We start from the raw sequence: 15,649 nt of genomic DNA, 5'->3' as shown, positions 1-15,649 counted from the left end.
CAGTCGGGACGACGATGATGGTACGATTTCCGAGTTGGTGAAGGATTGGGGCGGCTTCGAAGAATTCGGCCTCATGCTGTTCAAGAACTCTTCCGACGTGACGGTCGAGCGCAACGTCACGCTCTACGGGCGTTCGGTAGCGCCGCGCGTCGTCGACATCCTCATCCGCCAGCGGACCCCGCCGACGTCGGAGATCCGGACCATCATCGAGTGCAAGTACCTGAACAGGAAAGTCGAGCGGACGGAACTCGACGCGCTGCGGACTGCCATCAACGAGACCCAGTGCCACAAGGGCGTCATCTTGTCGCGCGTCGGCTTCCAGAAGGGCACGATCGCCGCGGCCAAGGAACTCGACATCGATCTCTTCACCGTCCGCGATTTCAAGGCGTCCGAGCTTGCGGCCGACTCGTCGTTCGACACCGTTGTCCTCCTCGTTCACCTCGGATTCGGCGACGTCTCGGTGGATTGTCCGGCTCTCGCCGAGCCCCCTGGATCGTCCTCGGCGCAAATCCGACCGAGAGCATCATCTCTCTTGCGGACAGCGGCACCATGACGCTCGAGGCATTTCTGCTGCAGATGGCCAGGAACGGCGTCGAAAGCCATCTGCCCAAGGGCACCGTCCGGTTCGAAGGAAAGGAAGTCGATTGCACCATGTCTGCGGTGCGGGAAATCGTCGTGCAGGCGGCCGAAGGCACGCCGATTCCCGCCACCTTCGACATGGATACGATCGTTCGGCATCCGCATCTCGCAGGTAATCCTATCGTACGAGGACCTGAACGACTTTCTGTTCAGGGTCGCGGTCGAGGATTGCGTTTCCAATTCCGTCTACAGGGCCGCGCGGAAGAAGGATGCGCCGGCGACGTCGTTCGAGAGGCTGGACGCCTCTGCGGTCGAACCGAGATTTCAGGGCACGATTCTCGCGGCACGTTTTTGCCGTTCTCGGAATTCGACGGCCTCGCACCCGGCGACCCGTCGAGGCTCGACGGACGTTCGGCCCGCGATTCCGAGACCATCGCTTCCGTCAGGGAGATACTCGCCGGCCGGCGGCTCTGACCGCTACGGAAGAACCGCTCGACGGCTTCGTAGGTGCGCACGCGCTTCAGGTACGTGACCAGAGAGGTGCGGGTCTACTGATCCGCCCTCCCGCACGATCTCGAACACATCATCCAATGAATCACGCTCGCCGGTTGGCGGCGAGTACCTCTTTCAACAGCCTGCTAGAAGGAGCAGAAAAGGCCCGCTTCCGCCAGGCCGACAATCAGAGTTCGCGGAGAACGAGGCCTTCCTCCTGAGCGACACAACCGCGCGCTGTACGCCGACGCCTATGAGCGCAGCAGGGCACTCTACCACGCTGCAAGCCAATCGTTGTTGGTCGATGATGTCGGCGAGCCTGGATGAGCGCATCGTTCCTAACCTCGTCGCACACCAATGCTGGAGACATCCTGCGCTCGATGCCGGTTGGCACCGAGACCGACGCGATGATCGATGCTTCCTTGGCGGACTACGTCAAGCAGTGAGAGCCGCAGGGGCGTCGGATTGATGCGGGACATTGCTGACGAGACCCGAATTGCACAATTGCGCGGCTCTTGCGAGAATCGATAACCGCAAGCGATCGCAAGAAACAGGCGAAATGAAGTGCAGAACCGCAGCAGAAATATATCGGAGATAGTGTCGAGCTCGCCTTCGCGGTCACTAGCGCCTGAAACCTGGTTGTGGAGAGCCACTTGTCTTCGGCGAGGAGTCGCCTACGAGCCAAGGCGCCCCGACGCACTTGCCGGGCTTGGAAGTGCGCCGGGCCCGCCCCAACATCATCAGTACATCCGTGACGATGCTCGCGGCAATGAGACAACCAGCGTGGCGGAATTGAGGCCCATCCATTCTTTTGCAGTGGCGTCCAAAATGGTTTCGTGCGGCTCCAAAGGTCTTGAATCTCACGTAGCGTCAAGTTCTATGATCTCGCACTTGTGTCGGCGTCATCCAACAGCAACTTGCTGTCGCATGGCATCGCCAGCCGGACGCATCCTGCTCGCGGCATTTCATCCGCCTGGCGAGGAAAAGGAGCGACACGCCTCTCGGCCCATCGACCCCACTGAATAGTCCCAAGCCTTGCGAAGTTCTTGCGCGCAGGTTGGTCGGAAGACCGTCTGGCGGCTATTGATCATGGGCATGCGAGAAGTTCATCCTTCCGAGGAGCATTCAAATGATTGCCCGTGGATGTCTCTCACGCCAACCTCCGTCCCTGACAGCGGTGGCAATGATATCGAGAACGTGATCGGGATTTTCACGACCAGGTTTGGCCGAGTTGACATAACGCAAAGACACAGGAGAGCGCATAGTTCAGCTTCAGATCGGAATGAGCATGGGAACGTCAAGCCTTGCAGACCGCACTCCTGAACAAGTATTGCGATGCTCGCCTGCCTTGGTACACCATCTATCCAACTGTGCCGGATTTCTCCACGGCGATCGGCGCCAATACTTATGAGACATGGTTGAGGTGCGGCTGCCGCCCGATGAACCCGTATCGCTCTATCTCCACGTTCCTTTCTGCCAGTCGATCTGCTGGTACTGCGGCTTTCCCACGAGCGTTGTTCGCAGCGAGCGGCCGGTTCGCAATTATTTGGCGGCGCTGCGGGAGGAGATTCGTTTGGTTGCAGACCAACTGCCGCGCGCCCTGCCCGTCTGCGACGTGCATTTCGGCGGCGGGCCGACCAGCATTGCGGCGGTCGATTTTCTGGCTCTGATGGAGCTGCTACACCGCTATTTTGCCTTCAGTAAGTCGCTTGCTGTCGCCATCGAAATCGACCCGCGCGCGTTCACGACCGAGATGGCGGAAGCCTTGGGGGCGGCCGGCGTGAACCGCGCGAGCATCGGCGTGCAAAGCTTCGATCCCGTGGTCCAAAAGGCGGTCAACCGGCTCCAAAGCGAGGATCACGTGGCTTCTGCGGTCGAAAGCCTTCGCCAGCATGGAACAGGCCGCATCAACCTCGACCTGCTCTTCGGACTGCCACATCAGACGGTGCAGTCCTGTGTGGACTCGGCGAGGACGGCCGTGGCCATGCGGCCCGACCGGCTCGCAGTTTTCGGCTACGCCCACGTTCCCTCCTATATGAAACGTCAGCGCCGGATCGATGACGCGGCGCTGCCTGACAACATTGCCCGCGCCGACCAAGCCGCGGCCGTCGCAGCTACGCTGGTCTCCGCCGGCTACCACCAAATCGGGCTCGACCATTTCGCCTTGCCGGACGACGAGCTGGCGCTGGCCCAGAAAGCCGGTCGGCTGCGCCGCAACTCGTTGGGCTATTCGGCCGACACCTGCAAAAGCGTGATCGGCTTTGGTCCGTCAGCCATCGGCCGTCTCGGTGACGGCTACGTCCAGAACGAGCTCGCAACTGCTTCCTATGACCAGCACATCAGAGCGGGTCGCCTGGCTATTTCGAAAGGCCACCTTCTCACTGAGGAAGATCGGCTGCGGGCTGCAATCATCGAGCGCTTGATGTGCGATTTGCAGGTCGACGTGCCGGCACTATGTGCCGCCCACGGATTTGATCCGATCGCTTTTCTTGATTCAGCTGACCGCTTGGAAGTGCTCCCTGAGGACGGGATAGTAGAGATCCAGGACGGTTTCATCCGCGTCAAGCAGGAGTACCGTTTTGTCATCCGCGCTGTGGCTGCCGCATTCGATGCTCATCTCGACCGCACACCCTATTAGCAAAGCCATCCATGTGAGCAGATCGAAAGCATGGCAATCCTCGCGAACGAGAGTGATCTGAAGAAGCGCCGCAGGCAGACGGTTGAAGGGAAGATCTAAATTCGGTTCATGCCGAGAGATGCGGATCGAAATAAGGGAGGCATCTTTGCCTGGCTCGGAGATATTGAGAAAACTTGCTCGCACGCCGACTAATGCGGCACCGTTTTTTTATCGCCAGGTTGAGGCGTAGACGTGCCCACGGGAAGATCAGCCGCTCGCGCCTCCAAGGTCGGCAGCCGCGAACAATGCGATTAGTTCACGATACCAATCGTCGGGTAGAATATTTGCAAATCCGACATTTTGTATCGAACGTGGCCGGCTGCCCGCGCAGGGGCCTGAGGCTTCAAGGCTTGCCCGTCTTCTGTCCTGCGATCACTGGTGCACCTCCGACGGAAACAGGCCCCTGTGGTTTGGACCTCTCGACGCGCATCCGGGCCCGACTCGAAGCAGCTTGTGCCGGCGAAGAAGAAATAACGGAGGGGTTGGAAGGGACAGGTGCTGGAATCTGCAAGGAATCAATCCGCGAAGTCAGCACCGTGATGTGATCCGAGATCCCTTTAAGGTCCTTCCGCTGAGCATCGATGAGGCGGCTGAGTTCTGCAATATCCTCGCTCGCCTTCTGCTGCGCCCAACGTATCTCGATCATGGATGTCCTGTCCTCCGGTGATAGGCCCGCCGCCGAATCGGCGAACCCGGCTGGCGGCGTCTCGACAAACCCTGCGAGGCTCCCTCCAAAATGGGCTGCGGCTGAACACAAGCCGACGAGGACAACCAGAAACATCAAACCCCCGCGAATGCGTCCTGACGTGCCGTATAATAACGGCCGCAACTCCGAAGCGGCCGCCTGATCAATCATCTCCATTGTCCCCTACCCGACCGCCCCGTTTCGACTGGCTTGTTTCCTTGACGCGAGAGCTGGCTGAACTCACTGCTCCCAGCAAACCGCGACCGCGACAACGTCATTCTTCGCAAATCGCTGGCTCCGAGGAAGCGATCATGTGCGATCACGTTACGCGAGCTCCTGCGTCACGGTGGCCAGCGGTAGACATACTTCTCTTCTTCATCGGTTATGGTGCAGCATTTTCGCATCATTCAAGAGAACCTTGCAGGTTTTCTCACCTTGCCGGCCGTTGATGTGAACCGACCGCTATTTCCCTTCCAGATCTGCCTCTCGCCTTTCCGTGCTGCAAAGACCGGCAACTTCACGGCCGACCGCTGCACAAGGCGCACCAGCTGGCGCTCAAGCTATCTCGCCATTGGAGCGGCAAGCGTTGGACATGGCCAACTACCAATTCCAGCAGGTTGATCGAGACGACGGACACATGGCAAGCGTGGCCTACCAACGCCGCGCGTCAGAGGTCTAGGGAGTCGGAATGCATCACAGATTTTCCGCGCCGACGGAGCGGGCGGGCTCATCAACTGTTTGCCCACAGCCACCAAGGTAACTCGAAGCCGGATTGCTCCGATCTCCTGGGCAAATCATGGACGTTGGGACACGATCTGTGCGCGCACAGATTAGAGATGACCTCGCCGGGATTACGAACCTCCTGCCCGTGCGGCGGCGCGCCGCGCCTCAGAGGCCAGTGCTTGGGATGCCGCTCTGGCCATCGAGGCCGGCTTTCAATCCGTTCATGGCTCGCAAGAGAGGACACGAAGTACACTGTGGGTGATTGCATTGTTGCGGCGACGACGCCTCAAACATCTTTGGCTACCGCCGCACTTTCCTGCAGCTTGCGATCAAGCGAGACGCAGCGGCGCCTTACCGCCGCACTTTCGCTCGTGGCTTGTCTGGCTGGCACGCCTGTCTTGGCACAAACTGCCGACGAGCCTGATGCCAAGAGCAACTCCGCGGCACAAGCTATCAGGAGGAGAACGCCGACAGTCCACGACATGGGCACAAAGCTCCGGATCGGCGCGGTCAATGAGCCAGTTCAACTTCGCGCCTCGGCGCTGGCATCAGCTCCCAACCCGCCTCTCGTCAAGCGCGGCGGCTCCGATCGGGGTGCCCAGACGCGAACGCAAAAATGGATTGGTCCCTTCGCACGCTTCGATACTTTCCGGGAAAAAGGGATCTGGCTCAACATACCCGGCCCTGCCGACACGGTTGATCAGGACAAGAGCGGCGTTAGATCCGCGCTGGCAGACGTTGGCATCGGCTATATCGGCTGGACGCACAACATCTTTGCAAACAACCAGCTGCCGAATGCGGCTAGAACCAGCATCGCCAACCAGCTCTACATGGGGCAGAATCCGACGTTTGCTACGGCGAATTTCCTGATCGTCACTTATGATCTCAGCCGGCTTGGCATTCCCGATGGCCAGATTGTCGTGGGTGCCGAGCAGCAATACTGGACATGGAAGCGCCCGGGGCCGGATCGAGTGGGATTGAATACACTCGCCTATTATCAAACCTTCCTCGACAGGACGTTCGAACTCAAATTTGGCTATCTCCGAAATGCGAACGAGTTCACCGGCACGTTGTTCGCAGGCATTTCAGGATCGAATATGTACACCTTATTCCAAGCCGGGATGAGCACCAACGCCGCGCCGACTCCCGCCGTCAACCTGAAGTACAATCTTGATGACTACCTGTACAACAAAGTCTCCGTGCAGCGCTCCATCAGTCCAGATGGTCCTTATGCCGAAATAACGGAGAATCCGACCGGCCTGAACTGGAGCACGGCCAATGCAGGCATTCTTTTCGTTGATGAATTTGGTTACAAGCGCAAGGCCGCTCCGGGGGTTCCTGACACGTGGCTGCGGGCGGGCGTCGGTTTCAACAACAGCCGTTACAAGAATTTGGCAGATCCGGATCAGCAAAGGCAGAGCGGGAATAACTTTCATTACATCGCTGCTGACAGGCAGCTCTGGCAGAGTGACGTCGAGAGGACGCCATCTCGCGGCATCTATGGCGGATTCTCGATCATGGGAGCTCCACCTGATCTCAACAGGATCAGCCAATATTACGAGCTTCGTCTGTATGCGAAAGGACCTTTTGATAGCCGGCCCACTGATCTGATCGGTCTCGTCGCCAGCAACACCGCCTGGAGCAAGTTTGCAGTGGATGCTGCTTTAGCAAAAGGAGAGCTTGCGCATCGCGACACCACTGCAGTTACGGGGACATACACCGCCCATCTCGCTTCAGGTATATATGCAACGCTCGGACTGTCATACGTGCATAACCCGACGAGCGTCACGCACACGCCCCAACCGGAACACGCCCTCAATCTGTTGGTGTCCACGCTGATATTCTTCTAGTTCACCGAGGACGCACACCAGTTCGGCTTGCCGCCCCGGGCTCGTTAAAACTATGTGCTACTTCTGTCAGCCGCCGGCTGGAGGTTGCCAGGGAGCCGACCAGAAGGTGGCTTTCCAATGACGGGGCACCTCCTGACCAATTTCGGCGAGCTTTACCTACGCGCGGGCTGACTCGCAAGGGCGAGGTGACGTTCCTAGAATGAACTGAGACAGATAGGGAATGTCGCGCACTGTTCGGCGCACCACTAGCGTGACGAGAACAATCGCTCCGCCTAAAAGTCCCGCCTCAGCCAACCTGGTTGCGAGATTCGGCAGTTCCACGTACTGCATCAAATCCATGAGGCGAAATATCGTCCCCTGAATCAAGTACAGCACCAGCGTGCTCTGTCCCATTTCCATGGCGATAAAGCGGACCACTCGATTTGAGCGGCCAAGTCTCCAGCACTGCAGGAATAACTCAATCATGATCGCCGAGGCAGCTGCAGAGCCGAAAAACATCAGAAGCACGTTCTTCGCCGACTGCACATCCTGGACCAGGGCGAGATTGTTGTAGACGTAAGTGTCTTTGCGCCAGGCCAGAAAACACACCAGCGCCACTATGGACAGAGACAGGATCAAGAGCACTTTGTAAGAGCGCGTTATGCTCATCCACCAGTCTCTCGACCGCGCAACCGAGAAGCCGAGGCAGAAGAACGGGTAAGTATATTTTATAAGGGGAAATATCGAGAATGTCAGAGGCGCAAGCACGACCGGTACGACTGATACGAACAGGATCCAGGGCGTGCAACGATCGAAGATCGAAAGGATCTTTACGAGAAGAAAGCAAACGAACGCTGCCCAGATAAACCAGTATGCGCCGGCGGCATCATTTAGAAACAGCAGAATCTCGCTTTTTAGGTCAGGTGCGGGCGGAAGCAAGGCAAGCTTTGCTATCTCCAGGAGAGCGCACCAAAATAGCATGGGCAGCAAGAGCTGCATCGCCCGATCGCCAACCGCTTGCGTCAACGACTTTCGCGACAATGCGCCGCAAGAAAGATATCCGCTTATCGCCATAAAGAGAGGCATGTGGAACATGTAGATCCATTTGAAGCATGGCGAATCCCAGAAGCCTTCATCTCGGTAGAGGATGTACTGGATCAGGTGACCGACGATCACCAAAACGATCAACACTCCCTTGGCGAAATCCAAAGCAAGATCGCGATCGTTGACCTCTGGCGTACGAGGCACAGCCGATCCGGTTACATTTGGAGATGCATCAATCATTTGCTGCTGCGGCTTGGCTCCAGGGAGTTCGATCCAAGCGATGATCGTGGAGGCAATTGCCACCTGGAGAGCGCCCGAATAGCGGGCTGGATGCAAATGTTCAATTATATGCAGGTGGGTGATCCGTATAAAGAAAGAGGGAGCGAGCTATACGAGCGTTTGCTGGTTCAAGCCCACCTCACTTCTGTCGGCTCGCCGGACCGAGCGTCACCTTAAATGGAGGCGTCGAGCGAAAGAGGTGATTGCAACGCACTGCAAGGCCCCTCAACTGCGGCAAGCCCGGCTCCAGCATGAAGTCAAAGTCTCAGCGAAATTCGGCGTTGCCATAGCGGATAGCCGGCGTCGGCGAACTCGTATTGTTGGCGAGCTCGCACGCATACTTCTTGCGCTTGCAATCGTCTGCACTCCGGGCTGTTGGACGCACGAGCACGAATAGGTTCGAACTGTTGCGCTTTTTGAGCAACGGCTTCATTGGCGGGCGATTTGTGAAAGCCTGAGAGGTGGAGCACAGGATCCACCGAGCTGGATGGTTCTGCAAGGCTGGACTGCTCTGGCCATGCTCTTTCCTCAACTTGAAATGGACACATCCTTCCGCAGGGCCGGGCGGTTGAACGCGCGGAGCCGGCCAGGCCCGAGATTGCAGCCGACCTACGTCCCTCAGGCAAGCTCGGGATGAATGCGAACGCGCCGGCGCCCCTCGCTTTCGACCAACTCGCCCCTGTAAGGCACGCCGCGGATGTTGAAATAGGTCGGGCGTCCTGCCTCCGGCATGATGCGCTGGCCCTCGAGGACGCGCACAAGGTAGGGCGGAAGGAACCGTTCGCGGTGCTCCCATCCGCCGCGGATCAGATACCCAAGGTCCACCGCACCTTCACGAGACTGACTGGCTGCGACTATCTGCGGGGGCTGATGGAACGGTTCAGACGGGCCAGGTTGATTTAGCTGGCTTGCGCGCGGGTGATGGATCAGGCGGACATCCCCGCGCCCTCCCGGTCCGAAGGTGGCCGAGTAGCGCTCATCGTTGATCATAAACTGACTTGGCCCGAACTGGTTTGGCAGCAGATTGATGTTGCCTAGGACGTCAACCAGGACGTCTTCGGCCGCCTGGGAGCCGTGGCGCCAGTCCGACCCGACGATGGCCCCAATGTCCCGCAGTCCCTCCACGGCCTCCGAGGGTCGGGCGAACGATGGCGTTGCACCAAATTGAGGAGCCGGCGTTGAATGTGCATCGTCTCGCAAGTCTTGCGGTGTGGGTGGATCCAGATCGACCAAGGGATCGAGACCGCTGTAGATGTTTGATGACCGTGGCCTGACGGACGACGGTGATCCACCTTCTTGCATATGTTGCCCGAGCCAGTCCCATGCGCCCTGGCTCAAACTGGCTGGAGTCGCAGGAAGCCCGAGCGGTAGATCCGTCTGCGGGGCCCAGCGAGGCGCCGATGAGGCTGGTCCGTGGGCCTGCGCGCTCGTCCAATCCCACGCGGCACCGCTGGGGGAGGCTGGCATTACCGGACGCTGCTGTGAGGGACCGGCCTGCGAAGTGTGGTACGGCGCCGGCAGTGATGAGCTCGGTCCGTGAATCTGATCGCCGAGCCAATCCCAAGCTCCCGCGCTCGGCGTGGCAGGCGTCGCCGGCAGTTCCTGCGGCGAGTGCGCGTGTGCACCGCGTTCGCCAGCAGGCTGCCCACCGTCCTCAGGATCCAATCCGAGCGCCCTGTTCGCCTCGAGGATTTGCTGGTAGCGCCCAAGCCTGAGCAAATCGGGGTTGATTTTGCCGTCCTGGGTTTCTTGCTTGTACGCCTCGACATCCTGGGCGAGCTCCGGGGTGAAGAGCCGGCCAGCCATCGCGGGCCGGTGGTGCGATCGCAGCCAGTCACTCAACCTCGAAAGGCGGCGCGCCTGACGGTCGGCCGTCTCCGGCTCGACCCTGCCCGTCGCCCTTTCGGCTGCGGCCCACATGCGGATGAGGGTCGCGTCCGCAGGATAAGGTACCAGACGGCGGATGTCGGCGAACAAGGTGTTTCCGGCACCGACCTCCCGGAGCTTTTTCAAGGCCGCCTTGATGCGCCTGCCGCGGTCATTTGCATACGTCTCCACATCCGCATCGAGCTCAGCTTCGAGCTGATAGTTTTCCACCTCCGGATTTTCCAGTTGCGCGTTTTCCAATTCGCGGCGAATTCGATCGGCAATCGATGGCCTGCCGTTCGCACTCAGGCGCGCGCTCAAATGGCGCAGATCGGCTGCCGCATTCTTGATGGTACCATCGCTCAGGTTGCCGGCCGCCCTGTTTCTGAAATCCGTTATGAGCGTCTCGTCCGCCGCAGGGACTGGCCCGCCGCGAGCACGGCCCGGTTGCCTGGCATGATCCACGCGAAAACTGGTCGAATAGACCTCAGGCTGCGCCTCTTCACGCGACGGCCTTTCGTTGCCGCTACCTCGGAAGGCTTTGCCCACTCCGGACTTGAAGCGCGACCACAGTCCACGGCTTTTGCCGCTCATGGCCTGAGCTGCGCGCTCTGAGTCCGGCACGGTGTAGCGCGCGCTGCTGAACAGATCATCCTGCAGACTGGACTGCGGCAGTTGCGCCGAAGCTCCGATTTGAATGCGGGGAATGTCGACGCTGCGACGAGTCCCGCCGAGCGCGCTGTCCCCAAGAGCGGCATGCGGCGGCATCCGCATCGAGCCGCCGAAATCGTCCCGCCGGACCGTTCGACCGCCTCTTGCAGGAGCCTGATCCGGTGAAGCCGACGGCACATAGCTCGCGTCAGATGAATCGAGCTGCAAATCCGCCATCTGCCGCTCAAAGCTGCCTTGCTGGGTTGCGTTGCCCCTTCGTTGCCCCGCCCGCTCCTGTTGGGCGGCGTACTGCTCCATCCAGGCTCCTGAATCGAAGAATGGGTCGACTGGATCCATCCTGCTTCCTTCCAACGGTAGAGGTCCTGCACAAGCCGGCCGAAGTTTGAACTCCGGTCAGGCGGCAGTTTCGGCGACAATCAGGCCCGCGATTGTGCGGCCGCAAGCTTTCGACAAGCTGACGAGATCAAGATTTCGCCGCAAGCCGCGGCGAGCGCGTGATTTCTTTGGAAAGACGCAACATGAAGCTTGCCTGCTGTGGCATCGCACCCTGCCTGCAGCTGAGCTGGCACGGATAGTCCGCTCGACGCCAACAAAGGCTCACCTCGCCGTCGTCCATATACGGACGGGGTCATGGCATCAAAAACACCTTCTTCACGAACGCTTCTCTAAGTCCTATCTTGGTGGTACGCCGGACAGCCAATCTGGGGCATCTCCGAAGAACGCTCTGAGCGACCATTTCGCGGCTTCGCTATCCGTCAGCTGATGAGAGTGAGGCTCACGGTCTGCGGGATTGGCTCCAATGCCGGAGGATTTGTATTCGGCATAGTTGGCGGTCCTCAGTTTATTGGTTTGGCCCGGAGTCCATTCGCGCCAGCCTTCCGCGATGACCGGTGCATCCATCTTCGTCGACAGGAAAACCACCGTGGCATAGGGGCGCCAAGGCCGGCCAAGCGCCACATAGCCCGCGGCGGGATCGGCAGTCAGCCTGCAATGGTCGAAGACAAAGGCGCTGTCCTCGTCCGGCGTGCCTTTGCTCTGTGCGGTATACACGACCGCTTGATTGGCTAAGCCGTGTAACTCACACTGCCGGAAATAGGCCTTGGCGTCGCCAAATATGAAATCGACATGTCCCTCGATGTAGCAGCCCGAGAAGTATTGCCGCGACATTCGGCCGTTCGGCCCCTTTCCGGCAAACAGCGTGTCCTGGGCGCCGAGCAGGCGGACCCGGGTGATAACGTCCCTGTCTCCGGTAACCGACAACGCGACCGCCTGCGAAGGTGAATTGGCCGGATTGAGCGCGTAGTCGTTTTGGATCGTCAGGTTATCGAGCCGGAAATCATCGCCGGAGGCGTCCAGCGTCGCTGAACGAGCCGTTCCTCCGGCATTGATCGCCGCATCGCCATACACAATGACCGTATCATCCGGGCTCCTGCCGGAGCCCTTGATACGAACACCAGATTTAGAAACCTTGACCTTCTCGCGGTAAATACCGGGCGCGACCTCGATATCCCCACCCTGGCCCGGTAATGCCTCGATCGCTGCCTGAACGGAGCGATAGGCTGCCCCTTCGGCGTGCGAGACAAAAAGTGGCCCTGCGTGGCATACCCGGATGCAGAGACATGCGATCAGGACCGCAGCGAACAGCGCGAACAACCGCATATGATATCTCACTCCGGTCGAACGCGTTGCGCGTTCGATTCAATCGGTACAAAGGGCCGCGGCGATACGGCAGCTGAGTCTGGTCGATACGTTTCCTCACCGAGCCGGAACTCGCGCGCAACTGACGGAAATCCGACCGCGCCGACCCCGTCGGTGGTCCGCAATGAGGCGCCAGCGTCGAGCCGCTTGTTCGCAACGCCAAGAACTCAAAGCCACATCAAAGGGGGATCTGACCGGCCTGAGGTTCGGCATCGAATTGCACTTACTCAATACGGTCGCGGAATGCTCTGGCACATCCCTCCCATCCGCGCGACAGCTGTCCTGTGGCTCGCCCGGGCAGAGGCGGCGACACGTCAGAATGCTCGGCCGTCACATTGGCATGCTCGAGCTGCCAGGTCGCGGTGTCGGCAAACCGAACATCCTCGAGCGCCACATCAAGGGCGTGCCGCTCGTCGACCCCGCGCATCAGCAGCGCACCATTTTCGCCATGCACGTGGCGCAGAACGATCTGGCGATAGACTGGAATTCTCATGCCTTGGGCACGTGGATCGTATTTCGTGTCGAACGCGACCGGCCAACGGTTGCCCCGCAGACATACGTTCTCATAAGTCACTCGCTCGACCATGCCGCCTCGACTGACATCGCTCTTGATGCGCAGGCCAGATGTTGTTCCATCTAGGGTCAGGTTGCGCACCAGTATGTCGCTGGCACCGGAATTCACTTCGCTGCCGATCGACATTCCGTGCCCCCAGCCGAAATAGTTGTCGGTGATGGAGATATGGCGGGTTGCGCCATTGTCGCCCGCTTTGATGGCCACGTTATCGTCGCCGGTGCGGATGAAGCTGCGGGTGATGGTCACATCCTGGCTGGCGCCGGGGTCGATGCCGTCGGTATTGCGGGCATCAGCCGGCGCATCGATCGTGATGCCCCAGAACGTGGCACCTTCGACCCGGTTCATCGCGACATGGAAATTGGGCGCATTGCGCAAGGTGACGCGAGACACCGTAATGTCCTGCGCATGATCGATCTGGATCAAACGCGGGGCGTTCTGGTTGCCCCTCTCGGCTTGCGCGCGTCGCGCTAGCTGCCACCAGGATTCAGGGCTGCCGACCATGGCTGCACCGCCCTGGCCATCGATGATGCCGTCACCATAGATGCCGCCGCCGCGTGTCTTGGAGAAACTAATGAACGGCCGGCAACCGTCGCCCTTCGCCGCGATGCGACCACACTGTCCGCGGCCCTTGTCGTAAGCAGCCGGTTCGGGGATCGCGAAAAGCGATGCACCGCGTCCAATCCATAAGGTCACGCCTGATTTCATCTCGAGCGGGCCCGACCGGAACTCCCCACGGCCCAGATAAACCGCAGCACCGGCGGGGCAATTGTCGATGGCATCTTGCACCCTGACCGTGTCGTTCTTGCCGGATGGCACTGGGCGGTCGCAGACCGCATGGGGTGCAACAGGCTCAGTGACAATCCGGCGATCTTGCGCTTTTGCGGCGGAGCAGAGAACCATGAAGGCGACGGTGGCCAACGGGACCCATTCACGAAAGCGCTTTGTCATCGACCTCGTCTCTTTGCCTCTTCGCGTGATTGTCTGACCGGGGTTCAGCGCCGGTCGATCGGCCGGCCGCTTGCGCTCACTGGCCCGCGCAAGATGACATTTATAAGACCGCAAAGGAGAGCGTGGGCCTCACCATTGTCAGCAAGGACTGCACGCCCTTGATGCACCGAGGTCGAGTCGAAGCACCATGTCAGGTGTCGCTTCGCGAGCGAGGGTGCCAATAAGAAACCAAGGGAGGCGGCGCAGTGAGCTCGGAGAACTCGGGGATCCCTGGACGGAGTGCGAAGCAAGATCAGGCCGCTCAATGGCTATGCTCATGAAACCGAATACCCGGCCTCGGCGCTGCATTTGTCCGTGATTGAACAGATTGTCGGCGACACCTCGAAAAGAGAAAATTTCAGGCAATCACCGTCGCCAGAACCCGAAACACAAGACTGTCTGTTGCGCGTTGCGATCGACATCAACGAACTGGATGCCGGGTCAAATAACTATCAATGATTCAAATCAGAGAGAAGTTGCCTTCAGGTGCGAGAAACCGAGAATGCCAACCGCTGAGCGGAGCTGAAACGACACGCTGCCGTGTGGCGGCCGCCCCTGAGGTGTGTACGCTTTGTACAGATGATCTTTTGCACCGTTAGCCGCACTAGCCGAATTTTGGATAGCGCTTTGGCTGCGGTGTGATATTGCGACTACGATGATAGAGCCAATGCAAGTTCGTGATTCCGTGCGGAATAATGCTACGAGCTTAAACCTTCCAATCGAGTCAATTCGTACTGTTGTAGCCATTTCCGAGACAGGCAGTTTGACCAAAGCCGCAAGCAAACTCGGGCTTAGTCAGCCTGCGGTGACAGCTCAAGTAAAACGATTGCAGGGACTGATTGGCGGGCAACTGTTCGTCAAAACGCCCAACGGCACGACCGCCACCAGCCTTGGCGAACTCGTCCTCCGACAGGCCCGTATAATACTCGAGGCCAACGATCAGATGCTCAGGCTCGCCGGTCATGGCAACGCGACCGTACATCGCGTTGGCCTCAGCAATTTCCTTGCTCAAAGACTTTTGGAACGCGCCGCCAGCGATGAGTTTTCGGATCTCTTTATTTGCGCGGATCATTCCAGCACGATCCGCAAGGGCTTGATCGAGGGTTACATAGACGTAGGTTGCATTTTCGCTACAGACGTGGATTCCGATCTTTTAAAAACCGTCATTGAACAACGCGCATTCGCGGCCACCTGGGTTCGCTCGCGCGAATTCGTCCTCCGTCCGGGCACTCCTATTCCGATCGTAACGCTTCCTGACCACGATTGGATGATCGGTCCACTGGACAGGATGGGGTCGGCTTACAGGATTGTTCTTCACACCACTGACCATTTGGTGAGATTGTCAGCCGTGCGCGTTGGCCTGGGCTTGACTGCATTGCCTACGTTCTGCGTGCCGAACGATTTGGTTCAATCGACAGAATACTACTTGCCGGCACTGCCCGATCTCAGGGCTGTCATTTGTGCGAGGCCGGGGCTACGAAAGGAAGTTGCGGCCAAGCTTGTGCAGAGGGTGAAGCGAATATTCGACGACCGATAGTATCAAC

At 59.2% G+C, this 15,649-nt stretch carries 11 protein-coding genes and 1 pseudogene; 7 read left to right on the top strand and 5 right to left on the bottom strand.

Annotation, left to right across the window (positions count from 1 at the left end; all coding sequences use genetic code 11):
• Positions 1-37 precede the first annotated feature (37 nt).
• The 4 genes and pseudogenes from ACVW17_RS16365 (at position 38) to hemN (ending at position 3,709) form a co-directional block, all read left to right on the top strand.
• Entirely contained in the window at positions 38-553 is a 516-nt protein-coding gene (locus ACVW17_RS16365; RefSeq protein WP_456798969.1) for a restriction endonuclease, read from the top strand.
• A complete protein-coding gene (locus ACVW17_RS16360; RefSeq protein WP_456797559.1) occupies positions 550-1,053 on the top strand; it encodes a hypothetical protein in 504 nt (167 codons plus the stop codon). Before ACVW17_RS16365 ends, ACVW17_RS16360 begins: the two co-directional genes overlap by 4 nt.
• Before the next feature lie 341 nt (positions 1,054-1,394).
• On the top strand, positions 1,395-1,517 hold the full coding sequence (locus tag ACVW17_RS16355) for a hypothetical protein (RefSeq protein ID WP_456752818.1): 123 nt from the start codon (positions 1,395-1,397) through the stop codon (positions 1,515-1,517).
• A gap of 858 nt (positions 1,518-2,375) precedes the next feature.
• Positions 2,376-3,709: pseudogene (gene hemN, locus ACVW17_RS16350) on the top strand (oxygen-independent coproporphyrinogen III oxidase).
• A gap of 382 nt (positions 3,710-4,091) precedes the next feature.
• On the opposite strand, the gene ACVW17_RS16345 reads toward hemN, so the two are convergent.
• Positions 4,092-4,604, bottom strand: coding sequence for a hypothetical protein (locus tag ACVW17_RS16345; protein WP_456797558.1), 513 nt, complete (start codon positions 4,602-4,604; stop codon positions 4,092-4,094).
• Between the two features lie 950 nt (positions 4,605-5,554).
• On the opposite strand from ACVW17_RS16345, the gene ACVW17_RS16340 reads away from it, so the two are divergent.
• Entirely contained in the window at positions 5,555-7,006 is a 1,452-nt protein-coding gene (locus ACVW17_RS16340; protein WP_456797557.1) for a carbohydrate porin, read from the top strand.
• Positions 7,007-7,162: 156 nt separating this feature from the next.
• Here the strand turns inward: ACVW17_RS16340 and nolL are convergent, their stop codons facing one another.
• The 4 genes from nolL to ACVW17_RS16320 form a co-directional block, all read right to left on the bottom strand.
• On the bottom strand, positions 7,163-8,269 hold the full coding sequence (nolL, locus tag ACVW17_RS16335; RefSeq protein WP_456798968.1) for a nodulation factor fucose acetyltransferase NolL: 1,107 nt from the start codon (positions 8,267-8,269) through the stop codon (positions 7,163-7,165).
• Positions 8,270-8,926: 657 nt separating this feature from the next.
• On the bottom strand, positions 8,927-11,143 hold the full coding sequence (locus tag ACVW17_RS16330; RefSeq protein WP_456797556.1) for a hypothetical protein: 2,217 nt from the start codon (positions 11,141-11,143) through the stop codon (positions 8,927-8,929).
• Between the two features lie 375 nt (positions 11,144-11,518).
• Positions 11,519-12,505 carry a pectinesterase family protein gene (locus tag ACVW17_RS16325; protein ID WP_456797555.1) on the bottom strand — a complete coding sequence of 329 codons (987 nt, stop codon included), beginning with the start codon at positions 12,503-12,505 and terminating at the stop codon, positions 11,519-11,521.
• A gap of 262 nt (positions 12,506-12,767) precedes the next feature.
• Positions 12,768-14,066, bottom strand: coding sequence for a glycoside hydrolase family 28 protein (locus ACVW17_RS16320; RefSeq protein ID WP_456797554.1), 1,299 nt, complete (start codon positions 14,064-14,066; stop codon positions 12,768-12,770).
• Positions 14,067-14,345: 279 nt separating this feature from the next.
• Here ACVW17_RS16320 and ACVW17_RS16315 point away from each other — a divergent pair, with 279 nt between their 5' ends.
• Both ACVW17_RS16315 and ACVW17_RS16310 read left to right on the top strand, forming a co-directional pair.
• Complete coding sequence (locus ACVW17_RS16315; RefSeq protein WP_456797553.1) at positions 14,346-14,564, top strand: hypothetical protein; 219 nt, start codon at positions 14,346-14,348, stop codon at positions 14,562-14,564.
• 208 nt (positions 14,565-14,772) lie between these two features.
• The gene (locus ACVW17_RS16310) at positions 14,773-15,642 is read left to right on the top strand and encodes a LysR family transcriptional regulator (protein WP_456797552.1); all 870 of its coding nucleotides are present in this window, start codon (positions 14,773-14,775) and stop codon (positions 15,640-15,642) included.
• Positions 15,643-15,649 lie beyond the last annotated feature (7 nt).

This window comes from Bradyrhizobium sp. USDA 4473, from assembly GCF_054063335.1.
Note: the sequence above shows the minus strand (reverse complement) of the source record. Positions and strands in the feature narration are given on the sequence as shown.

Bases quoted from the DNA above. Each gene is read 5' to 3' on its own strand.
- ACVW17_RS16360 (WP_456797559.1), top strand. From the start codon at position 550: ATGACGCTCGAGGCATTTCTGCTGCAGATGGCCAGGAACGGCGTCGAA.
- ACVW17_RS16355 (WP_456752818.1), top strand. From the start codon at position 1,395: ATGAGCGCATCGTTCCTAACCTCGTCGCACACCAATGCTGGAGACATC.
- ACVW17_RS16345 (WP_456797558.1), bottom strand. From the start codon at position 4,604: ATGATTGATCAGGCGGCCGCTTCGGAGTTGCGGCCGTTATTATACGGC.
- nolL (WP_456798968.1), bottom strand. From the start codon at position 8,269: ATGATTGATGCATCTCCAAATGTAACCGGATCGGCTGTGCCTCGTACG.
- ACVW17_RS16330 (WP_456797556.1), bottom strand. From the start codon at position 11,143: ATGGAGCAGTACGCCGCCCAACAGGAGCGGGCGGGGCAACGAAGGGGC.
- ACVW17_RS16325 (WP_456797555.1), bottom strand. From the start codon at position 12,505: ATGCGGTTGTTCGCGCTGTTCGCTGCGGTCCTGATCGCATGTCTCTGC.
- ACVW17_RS16320 (WP_456797554.1), bottom strand. From the start codon at position 14,066: ATGACAAAGCGCTTTCGTGAATGGGTCCCGTTGGCCACCGTCGCCTTC.
- ACVW17_RS16310 (WP_456797552.1), top strand. From the start codon at position 14,773: ATGCAAGTTCGTGATTCCGTGCGGAATAATGCTACGAGCTTAAACCTT.